Origin of the sequence: Kribbella sp. NPDC023855 (assembly GCF_040639475.1) — a bacterium.
In the GTDB taxonomy this organism is placed as follows: Bacteria; Actinomycetota; Actinomycetes; order Propionibacteriales; family Kribbellaceae; genus Kribbella.
In genome coordinates this window covers 141986-156854 of the sequence record NZ_JBFAAA010000015.1, presented here as the reverse complement: position 1 = coordinate 156854, position 14869 = coordinate 141986, and the positions used below count along the sequence as shown (strand labels likewise).

Annotated in this window: 11 protein-coding genes; 6 read left to right on the top strand and 5 right to left on the bottom strand. The window is 68.6% G+C overall.

Annotation, left to right across the window (positions count from 1 at the left end; translation table 11 throughout):
* Window positions 1-2: 2 nt before the first annotated feature.
* Window positions 3-362 carry a DUF1801 domain-containing protein gene (locus AB0F51_RS35445; protein WP_360287393.1) on the top strand — a complete coding sequence of 120 codons (360 nt, stop codon included), beginning with the start codon at window positions 3-5 and terminating at the stop codon, window positions 360-362.
* Here the strand turns inward: AB0F51_RS35445 and AB0F51_RS35440 are convergent.
* Together AB0F51_RS35440 and AB0F51_RS35435 are read right to left on the bottom strand one after the other, a co-directional pair.
* A complete protein-coding gene (locus tag AB0F51_RS35440; protein ID WP_360287390.1) occupies window positions 345-1574 on the bottom strand; it encodes an SWIM zinc finger family protein in 1230 nt (409 codons plus the stop codon). The two genes, AB0F51_RS35445 and AB0F51_RS35440, sit on opposite strands and share 18 nt — an antisense overlap.
* Complete coding sequence (locus AB0F51_RS35435) at window positions 1567-4395, bottom strand: DEAD/DEAH box helicase (protein ID WP_360287387.1); 2829 nt, start codon at window positions 4393-4395, stop codon at window positions 1567-1569. The genes AB0F51_RS35440 and AB0F51_RS35435 overlap by 8 nt, the downstream gene beginning before the upstream one ends.
* 107 nt (window positions 4396-4502) lie before the next feature.
* Between AB0F51_RS35435 and AB0F51_RS35430 the strand changes: the two genes are divergently transcribed.
* Complete coding sequence (locus tag AB0F51_RS35430) at window positions 4503-5477, top strand: zinc-binding dehydrogenase (protein WP_360287384.1); 975 nt, start codon at window positions 4503-4505, stop codon at window positions 5475-5477.
* A gap of 109 nt (window positions 5478-5586) precedes the next feature.
* Here AB0F51_RS35430 and AB0F51_RS35425 read toward each other — a convergent pair whose 3' ends face one another.
* Complete coding sequence (locus AB0F51_RS35425; protein WP_360287382.1) at window positions 5587-6924, bottom strand: GGDEF domain-containing protein; 1338 nt, start codon at window positions 6922-6924, stop codon at window positions 5587-5589.
* Window positions 6925-7041: 117 nt separating this feature from the next.
* On the opposite strand from AB0F51_RS35425, the gene AB0F51_RS35420 reads away from it, so the two are divergent.
* Window positions 7042-7227: a DEAD/DEAH box helicase gene (locus tag AB0F51_RS35420; protein ID WP_360287380.1), complete on the top strand. Its 186-nt coding sequence runs from the start codon at window positions 7042-7044 to the stop codon at window positions 7225-7227.
* Between the two features lie 70 nt (window positions 7228-7297).
* Here the strand turns inward: AB0F51_RS35420 and AB0F51_RS35415 are convergent, their stop codons facing one another.
* Window positions 7298-8539, bottom strand: a complete 1242-nt coding sequence (locus tag AB0F51_RS35415; protein ID WP_360287378.1) for an MFS transporter — start codon at window positions 8537-8539, stop codon at window positions 7298-7300.
* A gap of 471 nt (window positions 8540-9010) precedes the next feature.
* Between AB0F51_RS35415 and AB0F51_RS35410 the strand changes: the two genes are divergently transcribed.
* Window positions 9011-11755, top strand: coding sequence for an MXAN_6230/SCO0854 family RING domain-containing protein (locus tag AB0F51_RS35410; protein WP_360287376.1), 2745 nt, complete (start codon window positions 9011-9013; stop codon window positions 11753-11755).
* Window positions 11756-11867: 112 nt separating this feature from the next.
* Window positions 11868-12368, top strand: a complete 501-nt coding sequence (locus tag AB0F51_RS35405; RefSeq protein WP_360287374.1) for a hypothetical protein — start codon at window positions 11868-11870, stop codon at window positions 12366-12368.
* A gap of 18 nt (window positions 12369-12386) precedes the next feature.
* Here the strand turns inward: AB0F51_RS35405 and AB0F51_RS35400 are convergent, their stop codons facing one another.
* Complete coding sequence (locus tag AB0F51_RS35400) at window positions 12387-13154, bottom strand: FadR/GntR family transcriptional regulator (RefSeq protein ID WP_360287371.1); 768 nt, start codon at window positions 13152-13154, stop codon at window positions 12387-12389.
* A 197-nt stretch (window positions 13155-13351) separates the two neighbouring features.
* Here AB0F51_RS35400 and AB0F51_RS35395 point away from each other — a divergent pair, with 197 nt between their 5' ends.
* Window positions 13352-14866: an ABC transporter substrate-binding protein gene (locus AB0F51_RS35395; protein ID WP_360287370.1), complete on the top strand. Its 1515-nt coding sequence runs from the start codon at window positions 13352-13354 to the stop codon at window positions 14864-14866.
* The last annotated feature ends 3 nt before the right edge of the window (window positions 14867-14869 follow it).

The following is a 14869-nucleotide window of genomic DNA, read 5'->3' as shown; positions in this document are numbered from 1 at the left end:
ACATGGCGACGACGGATTTCCGGAGTGTCGACGAATACCTCGCGTCGTTCCCGGCCGACGTGCAGGACATCCTGCGGCAGGTGCGGGAGACGATCCATGCGGTGGTGCCGAGCAGCGGCGAGAAGATCAGCTACCAGCTGCCAACCATCACGATGGACGGCAAGCCGCTGATGTACTTCAGCGGCTGGAAGAAGCACATCGCGGTCTACCCGATCCCGCCCGTGGACGACCACCTGGCGCAGGCGATCGAGCCCTATCGGTCGGGCAAAGGAACACTCAAGTTCCCGCTCAGCCAGCCGATTCCCTATGACCTCATCCGCCGCCTGGCAGAGGCTTTCGTCGCGTCACGGACGACCAAGTAGCTCCGCAGGATCGGGCGAAGGCGGCGCGCTCAGCACCCAGTCGCTGAACTGCTTGATGAACAAGTACCAGAGCCCGTCGGCCCCGAGTCGCAGCTGAGCCCGCGCGGCCGTGATCCGGTTCCCCTCGACCACGCCGTCGAGTACCTCGAGCCCTTCCGCCAAGGCGCTCGGATCGAGGTCCGCGGGCCGATCAGCGGCCGCGGCCAGCCCGCCGGCGCCGCCTTCGCGCCAGGCGACGGCCCAATTCGTCAACTGCCGAGCTGTCAGCCCGGCGCGATGCGCTAGGTCGGCGAGTCCTCCCGGCGTACCGAGCAAGTCGGCGGCTCGACGGGCCAGGTCCTGTTCACGCGTCAGGCGGAGTCCGCCGTCGCCGTCACCGGCCGCCAACTCCCACGCCCGCCGCGCTGCGTCTGTCGCCAGCGCGACCAAGTCCTTGCCGTCGACACCCGACTGCCGTGGCGGTTCCAGCACCAGTACTGCGGTTGGCGCGCCGGGCTGATTCATCGGCCGCGGAGGATTCGGCAGGGGACCGGGTGTCCTCGCGAAAGCCGTCTTGGCCACGACGCCCACCGGTTGAGGCTTGATCGCCAGCGGCTCGCTGCCGACGGATCGGCGTGCGCGCAGAGCTGACAGGAGCTCGTCCTTCTGCCGGCCGCGCAGCAACAGCAGCTCGAACGGATCCTCGTCCAGCGCGTCGGCGATCAGGTAGCAAACCGCGGCGGAATGCTTGCAGGGAACGGCGAAATCCGGGCAGCTGCAGTCGGTTCGCACCTCACCCGCGTCGGGCAGCAGCTCGAGGCCGGCCGCTTGGGCGTCATCCACCAGCTCCGGCGGCAACTCGCCGTCGAGCAGCGCCGCGACCCGCCCAATCTGCGCCGACACCACATCGAGCACCGCATCCCACTCGGCGTCGTCGAACGCGCGAATCTTCACCGTCACCTCGTACGGCGTGACGCGGCTGCCCTGCACCGACGCGCGCACGACACCGGGGTCGACGTCGAGCTGGAGCACACTGCCACGGCGCGCGTAGGAACGTCCCCGACCCAGCCGGTTCGGATCCAGCCGGGCCCGATGCTCCAACGCCTCCAGCCAAGTCTTCCCCCACCAGGTCGCCCCGAACGGCCGTCGACTCCCCGGCCCCTTGGCCGCCGGCAACGCCGCACTCTCCCCACCCCGCTCCCGCCACCCCTGCCACGGCGTCCGCTCATTCATCTGTTACCTCCTGCAACTGCGGCGTGCGGCCGACTGCTGAGGGGTTGTAGGCGCTTGCGGCGCCGGACTTTGCGGGGGTTGTGGACAGCTCGACGAGTTCTGTCAGTTCGGTGTCGGAGAGTTCGCTCAGCCAGGACTCGCCGGAGCCGATGACCGCGTCGGCCAGTTCGCGCTTGGTGGCGATCACCGTGGAGATGCGGTCTTCGAGGGTGTTCTCGGTGACGAGGCGGTGGACCTGCACCGGGCGGTCCTGGCCGATTCGGTAGGCGCGGTCGGTGGCCTGGTCCTCGACGGCCGGGTTCCACCAGCGGTCGTAGTGCACGACGTGGGTCGCCTTCGTGAGGGTCAGCCCGACACCGCCCGCCTTGAGCGAGAGCAGGAACACCTGCGCCTCACCCGCCTGGAACTGCTCGACCAACTGCTCCCGCTTCCGCACCCCGATCCCGCCGTGCAGGAAGAGCGAACGCACCTGCCGCGCCGCCAGATGCGACTCGATCAGCCGGCACATCTCGACGTACTGGCTGAAGATCAGGACCGACTCGCCCTCCGCGAGGATCACGTCGAGCAACTCGTCCAGGGCCGCGAGCTTGCCCGAGCGCCGAGGGAGCGGCCCGGGCTCGTGCAGGAACTGCGCCGGATGGTTGCAGACCTGCTTCAGCTGCGTCAGCAGACTCAGCACGAGCCCCCGCCGCGCGATCCCTTCGGCTTCCTCGATCTTGGCCAGCGTCTCCTTGGCCACGGCTTGGTACAGCGTCGCCTGCTCCGCGGTCAGCGGTACGACGACGTCGTGCTCAGTCTTGCGCGGCAACTCCGGCGCGATCCCCGGATCACTCTTGCGTCGCCGCAACAGGAACGGCCTCGTCACCCGCGCCAGCCGGGCCGTCGCCTCTTCATCGTGATACCGCTCAACCGGTACGGCGACGTCGTGCCGGAACCGGTCGAGCGTGCCGAGCAGTCCCGGCGCGGCCCAGTCGAGGATCGACCAGAGCTCGGACAACCGGTTCTCCACCGGCGTCCCGGTCAACGCCAATCTGGTTGCCGCTGGCAACGTCCGCAACGAGCGAGCCGTCCGGGACAACGGATTCTTCGCGTGCTGCGCCTCGTCCGCGACCGCCAGTCCCCAGAAGATCTCACCCAGCACCCGATGGTCCTGCCGCACCACCCAGTACGTCGTCAGCACCACCTCGTCGGGCCCAACATCCGACAAGGATCGCCCAGCCCCGTGGTACCGGCGTACCGGCACGTCCGGCGCGAACTTCATCAGCTCGCGCTCCCAAGTCCCCAGCAACGTCGAGGGGCAGACCACCAGCGTCGGCCCGCGACCACGCTTGGACAGATGCAGATGCAGAGCGATCACCTGGATCGTCTTGCCCAGACCCATGTCGTCGGCCAGACACCCGCCGAACCCGAGCTCGGCCAGTTGTGCCATCCACGCGACCCCTCGCCGCTGGTAGTCGCGCAGAGTCGCTCTTAGTCCGACCGGCTCGGCCACGGGCTCCGGCTGCTCGGCGGCGCGCAGCCGCTCGACCATCGTCAGCAGCGAACCGTCCGCGTCGAAAGCGACCAGCTCGCCGTCGATTTCCAGCGTCCCCGTCAGCGCCGCCCCCAGCGCCTCGGCGCCGCTGAGCTTCCGCGATCCACCGCGACGCAGCTTGCGGACCAGCTCCTGATCGATCCGAACCCAGCGCCCGCGCATCCGTATCATCGGCCGCTTCGCCTCGGCAAGCGCCGCGATCTCAGCTTCCGTCAACTCCTGCCCGTCCAGCGTCGGCCGCCAGCGGAAAGCCAGCAACTCCGTCAAACTGAAGTCCGGACCAGTCACCGCCCCAGGCGTCGGCGTCGCCTGCACAGCACCTCGCAACGCGAGCTCACCAGCAAACAGTTCGGCAGGCCACAACACCTCGATCCCGGCACCGTCGAGCGCGTCACTGTCACCTGCCAACTCGTCCAGCGCCGCATCGCCCACCGGTACTGCGGCCGGCGCCGCATCCCGCAGCGCAGCCCCGAGCGGCGGCCACACCCGAGCACCCCGACGCAGAGCCAGCAGCAGATCAGTCTCGGCCCTCTCACCCAAAGCAGCCAGTACTGCGGGAGGCGCGTTCCACACGTCGGCCACATCGACGAGCAGACTTGGATCGACCCCACTGCGCAGCTGCAGCACGGCCCGGAACTCGGAGTCATCCTCAGGCGGCTCGATACGCAGTACCAGTCGCGCGCCGGCCTCCTCGCTGCGAGCGGTCTCCTCGAGCCAAGCCGTCGACCCCGTCAACGCCACTGGCTCAACCTCCGCGAAAGCCGCGGCACCAGCCCGTACTGCGACCGCGGCGGCGGGCGTCCGCACCAAAGTGTCGGCGAGAGCATCCCAGAACGCCCGCACGAGTTGCTCAGGGTCCACCAGTCTCAGTGGCCGCGACCCGTCGATCGCCAACGCATGTCCGTGCGCCGGCATGGCTGCCGCCAGATTCCGCAACCACCCGTGGTCGCCCGGATCGAGCGGTGCAACCCGCCAGGCGCCGTACCCGGAGGGGCTCTTCTCCGGCACCAACCGCCCTCGCCCGACCAACCCCAACCCAGCCAACGCAGCAGCCGCCCACGCCCGCAGACTCCCCGACACCGCGTCTGTTGACCCGAGCAAGAAGGTCAGCCCTTCCTTCATCCCGAGGGTCGCCACGGGCACCCGCACCCGCCGCACCTGGTCGCCGCGGGGGAGCACCAGCTCGGCCCTCTCGTTCGCAACCAGGCCGGCTGCTGCCAGGTCGCCGTACAGGAGTAGCCGGCCCGCGCGCGGCGGGTCGGCGGGCCTGAAGACAACCTCCAACACCCCTCGAACCCTACCGACCACCACCGACAAGATGCATTTGACCTCAACATTGGTTGAGGTAGCAGGCTGGCCACCACGATCCGCGATAACGGAATGGAGCCAGACATATGAGGGCAGCAGTAGTGACAGCATTCGGCGACCCGGACGTCATCGAGGTGCAGGACTGGCCGGAGCCGGTGGCCGGACCTGGCCAGGTGCTGGTGGACATCGAGCTGACGGACCTCATCTTCGTCGAGACAGCGATCCGGAAGGGTGCCCATGGCAACTTCTTCGACGTGAAGCCGCCCTATGTGCCGGGCAACTCGTTCGGCGGCAAGGTGCGTTCGGTCGGTCCGGACGTCGACGAGAAGTGGGTCGGCCGCACCGTGGTCGGCCGGACCGTCGACTTCGGTGGTCACGCCGAGCTCGGGGTCGCCGAAGCAACGGAGCTGGTCGAAGTACCGGCAGAGCTGGATCTCCAGACCGCCGTGGCCGTGTTCGGTGACGGCTTCACCACGTTGCTGCTCGAGCAGCTCGCGCCAAGCCTGCAAGGGAAAGAGGTGTTGATCACGGCCGCGGCGGGAGGCATGGGAGTCCTGCTCGTCCAGCTCGCTCACCAGGCCGGTGCGCATGTGATCGGCGCGGCGCGCGGTCAGGCCAAGCTCGACCTGGTCAAGGCGCAGGGTGCCGACGTGGTGATCGACTACTCGGTCGAGGGCTGGGAGAAATTGGTGCTAGAGGCAACGAATGGCGCGGGGGTCGACGTCGCGTTCGAAGGGGCCGGTGGCCAGCTCGGCGCGACCGCGTTCGGCACCGTCAAGGACGGCGGGTGGATCTCGGCGCACGGTGCGCCCAGCGGCGGCTTCGCGGCGTTCGACCCGGCGGAGGCCGAGCGGCGGGGGATCACCGTGAAGGGGATCATGGATCTGCGCGCCGACACCCGCGCGATCGACATCACCGGTGAGGACGTGATGCGGCGAGCGGCCCAGGGCGACCTGGTCCCGGTGGTCGACCGGACCTTTCCGCTCGACCAGCTCGCCGAGGCACACACCGCCGTCGAGGCCCGCGCACTGGTGGGTAAGGCTTTGATCAGGATTCAGTGACTATCGGTTAGCTTGTTCCCTCCACGGGGCATTGGTGCACTAATGGCACCAGCGCCTCGAGGAGGGCTGACCCATGTCGCTCGGAGCAGCAGGCGGGTACGGCGTACGGTCAGTCGCCGACCGGTTGGTCGGGGCGCTCGCCGACGGCCGGGGGCAGCGGCTGAGCGGACACGATCGTGTTCCGGCCGGCCCGCTTGGCGGTGAGCAGCGCGTTGTCGGCGGCCAGGACGAGCTGGTCCATCGTCACCGCCACCTCCGGATACACGGCAGCCCCGAACGAAGCCGGTACGCCGGTGATGATGGTCTTCGACGTTCCCGTCGTAGTGACCGCGACGGTCAGGGCGGCCAGCCGGTCCCTGATCCGCTCCGCCACCTCCAGCACCTCGGTCTCCGAGGCGCCCGGCAGCAGCACGGCCAGCTCGTCGCCACCGACCCGAGCGACCAGGTCGCCCTGACGCACCTCAGCCCGGACGCACTCGCCGACCGCCTTCAGTGCCTGGTCACCCGCGGGGTGCCCGTAGGTGTCGTTGATCTCCTTGAACTTGTCCAGGTCGAGCATCAGCAGGCCGACCGTACTGCGCAGTGTCTCGGCGCGGGCGAGCTCCGCCGGCACCGCGTTGGCCCAGTACGACGGGGTGGCGAGCCCTGTCTTCAGGTCCGTCCCGGCGGCCCGCTGGTACTGCGGGAGCAGCAGGTCGCGGTGCAGCGCCAGCACGGTCACCATCAGGACGGGGACGACCCATGGGTATGACGTCTGCATCGCCGCGATCGCCACGCCCAGACCCAGCCCGGCGCAGACCACCAGCTGGTCGGACAGCTCGCCCAGCGCTTCGCGGGCGGTCGCCTCCGGGGAGGCCAGCAGGATCGCGCCGATCACCAGCGCGTAGTTCACCAGCCACCAGGTTGCCGCGGCGGCGATCACGACGAGCAGGGTCCAGAAGCTGGTCGGGACGCGCGGCTCGGTGAGCAGGCCGCCGCCCCGCAGGACGGCGGCAGCGGCGGCGCTGGCCAGGATGTAGGTGGACGTGGAGAAGATCTTGCGGTGGGCCACGGTGCGGCCGTACACGCGGAACCACGAGTACAGGTACGACAGGCAGATCAGTGGGATCACCAGCGACAGCGGCAGCAGCAGCAGGCTGGCGAAGACCCACAGGCACTTCAGGTTCGTGTGCGGCGAGGTGTTGGCGGCCATCTCGCGGCGCCGCTCGATCCCGCGGGCGGACTCCAGGTGCAGGGTGGAGGCGACGGCCAGGACGGCGAACGCGGCCCACTCGCTGGAGCTCACCCCCGCGCCGGGACCGGACACCGTCGACCGCACCGCGAAGGCGGTAATGGTGATCGCGACGAAATCGATCACCAGTACATATCCGAGCGCGGCGGGTGGCAACGACCAGAGCTTCCATTGCCGGGGTGGCACCCAGCTGCTCCGACCGATCAGAATCATCATGAGCCTCACACAGTCGACCTGAACGGTTATGTGGTCATCGTAACGGCCTGTTCACGTCAGGTCACCCCTGTGTCCGGATTCCTTGACGGACGAAAACTCAGCGAAGGGTCGAAAATCATGAGCAAGGCAGCGCGCAGCACCGGTACCGGCAACGACTGGTTCACCGGCGGCAACGACTGGTTCCACGGGGGAAATGACTGGTTCACAGGCGGTAACGACTGGTTCACCGGCGGCGGCAACGACTGGTTTGCCGGTGGCAACGACTGGTTCGTCCCGGCCGCGCCGGGCGGTAACGACTGGTGACCGACGGTCAATCTTTACCCTTTTCTTACGGTCCGCCGAAATGATTTCGCAGCTGTTTTCGGCCAGTGCTTTACCGGAATTTTACGGAATCCGCCGGTAATGGGCGGGCGCGCCGCCAGGCAGCGCCCGCCAGGATCGCCGTCAATGCACCGGCCGTGCCCATCACGGCCAATGCCGTGGACGGCGTGAATCGTTCGGCGAGCAGGCCCGCGAGCAGGATTCCGAGGCCTTGGCTGCTTTTCAGCGCCGTACTCGCGACGCCGAACGCCTGGCCCCGCTGGTGGTCCGGCACTGCCTGGACGAAGCTCGCGCTGGCCGGCAGGTGGTACGCCGATGCGAGGCCGGACAGGCCCCAGAGCAGCACTGTGACGGCCAAACCGGGCTTGAGGGCGCAGAAGACCAACGGAACGCAGGCTGCGACGGCCAGCGGACCCAGGAAACGCATGCGGCGTTCAGGCGACCACAGGGTGATCAGCCACATCCCGAGTACGGCTCCGGCGGGACTAGCGGCCAGCAGGAGCCCGGCCGCCTTGGGGCCGCCGCCGATCTCGTCGGCATAGGGCACGGCCAGGCCCTCCACCGTGACGTAGAAGCCGGCGACGGTTGCCAGGGCCACCAGCGACCGCAGTTTCGGCGTACGGGCGACCAGGGAGGCGCCGGCGGCCAGGTCCTTGAAGTAGCTGCGCTGTGGGTTGTCCTCTGCTGGTCGCGCCGGGACTGGGCGGGAGCGCACACCAAAAGTGATGAAGGCGGCAGACAGCAGGAAGGTCGCAGAGTCCAGCAGCAGGCCGCCAGAGGTCCCTACGGCGACTACAGCGAGTCCACCTGTCCCGAAGCCGAGCACTTGGCTGAACTGGACGACCATGTCGTTCGCAGCCTTGCCCAGGACGTAGTGGTCGTCTGGCAGTACCACCGGCAGCGTGGCGGCTCGCGCGGCGTTGAAAGGCGAGCCAAAAGCCTGCAGCGCGACCAGCAGCAGGATCACTGCCAACAGCGGCAGCGCGTCGATCGCCATGAGAGCCACCAGGACAGCCCGCGCGAGGTCCGTGACGATCATTATGCGACGCCGCGGGTAGCGGTCGGCGAACCCTGCCAGCAGCGGTCCGAAGAGGAGGTCCGGGATGTAGGTGAGGGCGTAGGCCAGCGCGGTCAGCCCAGCCGACGCGGTCCGCTCGAACACGAGCACGGACAGTGCGACCCGGGCGAGCTGGTCGCCGACGACGGACAGCACGCCGGCCAGGAACAGCGCCCGAAACTCCGAGTGCCCGAACAGGTCCCGCCAACGAGCCTTCGTCACCGCCCCCTCCACCATGCCGGAGACCCTAACCACAATCTGTGCCCTGACACCTTCTCACTGTGACACCGAGGGTTTCCCTGCGCGGCGGTAGCCGTTCCGTGTGATCGATCGCACCCCGGTGGTTGGTACCAGCGGCCGTACTGGTGTCCTGGTTCAAGGGTTTGAACAAGGCGAAAGAGTGCCAAAACCGGTGCCCGGTGCAGCGCCACTTGTCCGGCGCCTCTATCCTGGAGTCCTCTGGTACTGGGGTCTGGGCGGGGCGGCCCCGACCCTGGTACCAGAGCTTTTTTGTGCCCGGCTCGACGGCCCGGCGTTCGAGCCGGTGTTCGGCCCGGCTCGACGGCGAAAACTGTCGGTGCGGCCCGGTAGCGTTCTTCTTGCCAGGGGCGGCTCTGGACGTGCTTCCTTCTCCTTCACCAGGCAACTAGCGCGTCCGCTCTCCGCCCCTGGCAGTTCTGTCCATGACGCTGCCCGCGGGAGGCCGCTGTGCCGGAAGCTGTCGTCAGCACCGATGCGCTCGCCGCGGTGCTGCTGCGCCGCCGCCGGCTCGTCCACGCCACCCTCACCCCACCGGTACGCCGGTCCGCCTGGCAGTGGCTCCGCCGTCCGCTGACGACCCAGGCCGGGCTGACCGCGTTGCAGGGCGAGCTGATCCAGCGCGGACTGTTGCTGTCGGCCGAGCTCTATCGCTACTGCTCCGGCTTGAACCCTCTGGCACTGGCTGGGCTGGGCCGGAAGATGCTTGAGTTGCTAGACCAGGAGTCGGGCGCGGACGCCTCGCACGTGCCGCTCTTCCGCAAGTTCCCCGAGAGCGTGCCGGGCAACACCGAGACCTTCTACATCGACCGGGTCTTCGCCCGGCTCCTGCAGGAGCCGGAGCAGCCCTGCGTGCTCTGCGGCGAAGCAAAGACGGTCCACCCGGTCTCGCCCTGCGCCCACCTCGTCTGCCGCTCCTGCTGGGACGGCTCCGACTTCTCCGCCTGCCCCCTCTGCCTCCGCCGCATAGACCCCCACGACCCCTTCTTCCTGGCCTCATCCCAGGAACAGTCGGCCGAGGAGGACTCGTCCCGGCAGCCCTCGACTGAGGGCCGCGCCTCGTTCCTGCAGCGCCTTGGCAGAGCTGGGGTCCACCAGACGTCAGCCGAGGACGGCACCTCGTTCCTGCACCCCTCAGCCAGGGACGGTGCCTCGTCCCTGCACCCCTCGGCCAGGGACGGCGGCTCGGCGACGCCCGGTGGTGCTCACCGGCTGCGGCTGTTGACGCTGGCGCCCGCGACCGCCGCCCGCAGTACGGCAGCTGACCTACTCGCGCGACGAGCGCCTTTGTCCGCCGCCGACCGCGCCGATCTTGTCGTGTTGCTGGCCGAGGCCGACCCGAGCTGGCTCCCCGACGTGATCCCCGTGCGCGAAACGCGAGCGCTCGTGCTCGCCGAGTTGATGCCGCGGTTTCCGACCCAGCTCGACCGGCTGATCGAGACGGCGACCGACGCGCTGCGGCTTCTGTACGTGCTGATGGGCGCCGACCCAGGCCTGCGCACCCCGCCGGATCGACGCCTCTCGCTCCCACGGCCGATCCGGCGCTCAGTGTTGGCCAGGCTCGATCGCCTGCCGGTCGAGACACTGATCGAGGACATGCTGCGGCACGAGCGCGTTTGGAAGCGGATCGCCGAAAACCTCCACCCATTCGAATTCGCGGTCCGCTATCCGACGACCGCGCTGGCCTTCGCCGTACTCCGCCGAACAAAGCTCGACGCATCGAGCCCGGCCGGGCGGGCCGTGCTGAGCGAGGCGGCCCGCCATCCACTGGTCCGGATCGACGACGGACGGCTCACCGTCAACACCTTCGCGAGCCGCGTCGAAGGAGCATTCACGGCGGCCCAGCCCGAGCTCGCCTTGGAGCTACTGCGCGCCCGACCAGGCGAGATGCTGCGCCGACTCGTCCAGCTGGCTCGCGCGCTACCGCCAGATGCGCACACGACATTGGTCGAAGCAGTCACCACAGCGGTGTCCGACGTATCGCCGGTGGTGCTCACCGCGGCACTCGGCCAAGTGCGCACCCCGCCAGGCGATCTGCGCCTGTTCTTCCCACGAGGCGGTACTGCGCAGGTCTGGACCACCGTCGACGAGCGAGCCCCGTTGCCGGCCGAGCTGGCCGCGGCGCTGGGCGCAGTACTGGTGGGGGAGTTGTTGCGGAGGGCAACCGCTTTGCCGCGGGTGCGGCGGGCGTTCCTGGATGAGGAGCTGTCTCTGCTGGCGGTTCCAGGATCGGAGCGCAGCGCGTCTTCGTCGTTGTTGCGGATGACCCGGGGGAGTGCGCAACCGATCCCGGAGGACGACCTGTTGCGGCTCTTCCTGCACTGGGTCGAGCCCGACGGACGGCGGGTGGATCTCGATCTCTCGGTCGCGGTCTTCGACGAGGAGTGGGCGTTCGTCGGGCTCTGCGACTACACCCGGTACAGGTTCGACCAGGACGCGTTGGTGCACTCCGGCGACCTGACCTCGGCACCGGGTCCGCTGGGCGCGACCGAGTTCGTCGACCTCGACCTCGTCGCGCTCCGGCGGGTCGGCGGACGCTACGTGCTGCCGGTGGTGTTCAGCTACAACAACGTGCCCTTCGAAGCCTTGGAGCGCGGCTTCGCCGGCGTGATGCGCCGCCCGGCGGATTTGTTCGACCCTGCCGCGGTGGAGGAGCGGTTCGACCTGACCGGTCCGGCGAAGATCCTGCTGCCGTTCGGCGTCGACCTGCACACGAAGGAGCTCCGCTGGTACGACGTGAACCTCGGCGCCGCCGGCTACGGACACAACATCGCGCGGTACGGCGGCCAGCTAGCCCTGATGGCCGCCGCGATGGAGGAGGTCCACGGCGCCGGCCACCGGGTGAGCCTCTGGGAGCTGGCCTGCTGGCATGCGGCGGGGCGCACGGACGAGGCCGTGGTCCGGTGTGCCGACGGTTCGATCGTCGGCTACCTACGCGGCGAGTCCGAGGACCTGACCGAGTTCGCCCGCCGGCTGACCGCTCGCCTCGAGCCCGACCGCTACTGGGACCTCGACGCCGCCAACCGCGCTGACTTCGTCGCCGTCGTCACCGGCGACGTGGATCCCAAGTCCGGCGCCGAGGTCTACGCCCTGCACCCCCACCTGCTCGACCCGGGCAACCTCACTCTGATCGACGCCCCGCACCTTCTCTCCACCCTGGCCCCCGACTCCCGAGCGGCCCTTCCCACCCACTGACCCCAGGCTCACGAGTCTGAGAGTTCGGTGACTTTTCGATGCCGTTCGCGGCGATCGTGGCCGTGGACGGTGCCGCGGAGTACAAAGGAAGTGTCGGCGAAGGGAGCCACGAATGACGTACGACGTGGTGGTACTCATCGAGCGGGAGATGAGTGAGGGCGACGCGCGAAGGGTCGCCGCCCTGCATGCAAGGCAGGAGGAGCCGGTGAACTATCACCTGCTGGTCTCCAGTCACCCCACCGAGGGCATCGGCGGTCCACTGGCCCTGCTGGGTTCCAGCTTCGCCGACGTCGCCGGCCTGGCCCCGGGAACAGTTCCGGCCCGTACTGCGACCGCGACGGCGCTGGCCGATCCGCAGTTCGACCTGGCCTCGGTGATCGAACACAGCTCGCGAAGACTCCGCGGCCTCAACGACTGCCGGGTCAACGTCTCGATCACCCACGGCGAGATCCTGCTGGCACTGAAAACCCTGGTGAGGAGCACCAACAGCCAAGAAGTCGTCGTGGTCGCCTGGCCCGAAACCGCCGCCCGCTTCCTCTGCTCCAACTGGCCGGCCAACGCCCGCCGCCAACTCAACATCCCCCGCATCCGAGTCCTGGAACACGCCGACTGACCCGGCCACGGCGGCCGCTCAGTCGTCGATGAGGGCTCGGAGGGGGTCGCGGGCTGGTTCGGGGACGTAGGTGGCGTAGTAGTCGTAGAGGTTCTGGCGCGCCAGGCGGGCGGCAGCGTGGCCGTCGCCCGCTCGGATCGCTTCGACGACCTCGGTGTGGTGCTCGAGTGAGGCGAGCATCAGGGCGCGGCTGTTGGTCGCGTGCGCGATCTTGTCCGAGATCAGACTCAGGACGACGCCGCGCACGACCTCGTTGCAGGTCTGGATCAGCGAGTTCCGGCTGACCCGGGCGACGGCCTCGTGGAAGGCGACGTCGGCTTCGCTGAACGCGGCGAAGTCGATGTCGATCGCCTCGCGCATCGCGACCAGCGTCTGCTCCATCTCGGCGAGCTGCTCGTCGGTGCGCAGCCGGGAGGCGAGCTGGATGGCCGCGCCGTCCATGATCATCCGGAACGCGATCAGCTCGGCCAGGGTCAACTCGTCGACCCGGGCCAGCCGGGTCATCTGCTTGCGCAGTGGGCCCTGCGAGAACGGCAGGATCTCCGGGCCGTTGGGGTCGCCCGGCCGGGAGCGGACCACGCCGTTGCTCTCCAGCACCCGCAGCGCCTCGCGCACGGTCGACCGGCTGACCGCGAACTGCGTCACCAGCTCCCGTTCGCTGGGCAGTCGCTGCCCGGGGGTGAGCTCGCCGCGGGCCAGCGCGTCCTCGATCTGCTCGACGATCCGCTGGTACGCGCGGACGGGCTGGACCGGCTCGAACCGCACTGGCTGGACTCTTCCGGCCATCCGCACCCTCCATCGCTTGACAGCCCGATCAGTAGCGACAAACCTAGTGGCCTATTGATACCTAGTCCACTGGTCGGACCAGTCACATCTCGGCGGCCCGTCGGCCATTGCCCGGCGATCCGCCAGCGTGACCCCACGAGCGGACAGGCAAAATCAGCCGCATGAGGGCAACGGCCGACGGCACCAGAGGAGTTCGCGTGAAGTCCTATCCCACTCGGGCGGTCGCGCTGCTCGGCGCCGCCCTGCTGACAACTGTTGTCGCAGCCTGCTCCGCGGGCTCCGGTACGTCGGGCAACTCGTCTCCCGGCGGCGACCAGTCGCTCGCGGTCGGCCTGGTCGCCGAGCCGGCCAGTCTCGACTTCACCACGACGGACGGCGCCGCGATCCCGCAGGCGTTGCTCGGCAACGTCTACAACGGACTGGTCAAGCAGGACGAGACCGGCAAGATCGTGCCGGACCTGGCCAAGTCGTGGACCGTGTCTCCCGACCGCAAGACCTACACCTTCGAGCTGGTCGACAACGCCAAGTTCACCAACGGCGCCGCCTTCACCGCGGCCGACGCGGTGTTCAGCATCAACCGGGTGAAGACGGCCTGGACGACCTCGCTGAAGTCGGTGATGGACGTCGTCCAGGAGGCCAAGGCCGTCTCGCCGACGCAACTGCAGGTGACGCTGACCAAGCCGAGCAACGGCTGGCTGTTCCGGATGACCACCCGGGTCGGCGCGATGTTCTCGCAGACCGGCGTGGACAAGCTGGCCAGCGAGCCGGTCGGCACCGGGCCGTACAAGTTCGCCAACTGGAAGCGCGGCGACTCGATCGTGCTGCAGCGCAACGACGCCTACTGGGGCACCAAGCCGTTCTTCAACCAGGTCACGCTGAAGTACTTCAAGGACCCGACCGCGCTGAACAACGCGTTGCTCACCGGCACGATCAACGTCGTCGGCACGGTGCAGGCACCGGAGGCCCTCACCCAGTTCACCAGCAACGACAAGTACAAGGTGATCGAGGGAACCACCAACGGTGAGGTCGTCCTGTCGTTCAACAACTCGCGTCCGGTGTTCAAGGACCTCCGGGTCCGGCAGGCGATTCGCCAGGCGATCGACCACAAGGCACTGCTCGACACGTGCTTCGCGGGTCGCGGCAAACTGATCGGCAGCATGGTCCCGCCGACCGACCCGTGGTACGAGGACCTGACCAGCGTGGCGCCGTACGACAAGGCGAAGGCGACCGCCGAGCTGAAGGCGGCGGGGGCGGCCGGTGCGACTCTCCGGTTGCGGCTGCCGACGTTGCCGTACGCAACTTCTTGCGGCCAGGTGGTGAAGAGCCAGCTGGAGCAGGTCGGGCTGAAGGTGACCATCGACCAGCTGGAGTTCCCGGCGGCCTGGCTGACCACGGTGTTCAAGAACGCCGACTACGACATGTCGATCATCGCTCACGTCGAGCCGCGCGACCTGGGCGCCGTCTTCAACGCGAAGTACTACACCCGGTACGACGACCCCACGCTCGTCGGGCTGCTCGCCGCGGCGGACGCGGGCGACGAGGCGGCGCAGACCGAGAACATGAAGAAGGCCGCGCGCCGGATCTCCGAGCAGGCGGCGGCCGACTGGCTCTACCTGATCCCGAACCTGGTGGTAGCCGAGAAGAACCTGACCGGTCTGCCGACCAACGCGATCACCGAGTCCTTCGACCTGACCCGCCTAGCGCGTTCCTAGTCC

Coding starts and splice junctions, on each gene's coding strand:
- AB0F51_RS35445 (WP_360287393.1), top strand. CDS start 3: ATGGCGACGACGGATTTCCGGAGTGTCGACGAATACCTCGCGTCGTTC.
- AB0F51_RS35440 (WP_360287390.1), bottom strand. CDS start 1,574: ATGAATGAGCGGACGCCGTGGCAGGGGTGGCGGGAGCGGGGTGGGGAG.
- AB0F51_RS35430 (WP_360287384.1), top strand. CDS start 4,503: ATGAGGGCAGCAGTAGTGACAGCATTCGGCGACCCGGACGTCATCGAG.
- AB0F51_RS35425 (WP_360287382.1), bottom strand. CDS start 6,924: ATGATGATTCTGATCGGTCGGAGCAGCTGGGTGCCACCCCGGCAATGG.
- AB0F51_RS35420 (WP_360287380.1), top strand. CDS start 7,042: ATGAGCAAGGCAGCGCGCAGCACCGGTACCGGCAACGACTGGTTCACC.
- AB0F51_RS35415 (WP_360287378.1), bottom strand. CDS start 8,539: ATGGTGGAGGGGGCGGTGACGAAGGCTCGTTGGCGGGACCTGTTCGGG.
- AB0F51_RS35405 (WP_360287374.1), top strand. CDS start 11,868: ATGACGTACGACGTGGTGGTACTCATCGAGCGGGAGATGAGTGAGGGC.
- AB0F51_RS35400 (WP_360287371.1), bottom strand. CDS start 13,154: ATGGCCGGAAGAGTCCAGCCAGTGCGGTTCGAGCCGGTCCAGCCCGTC.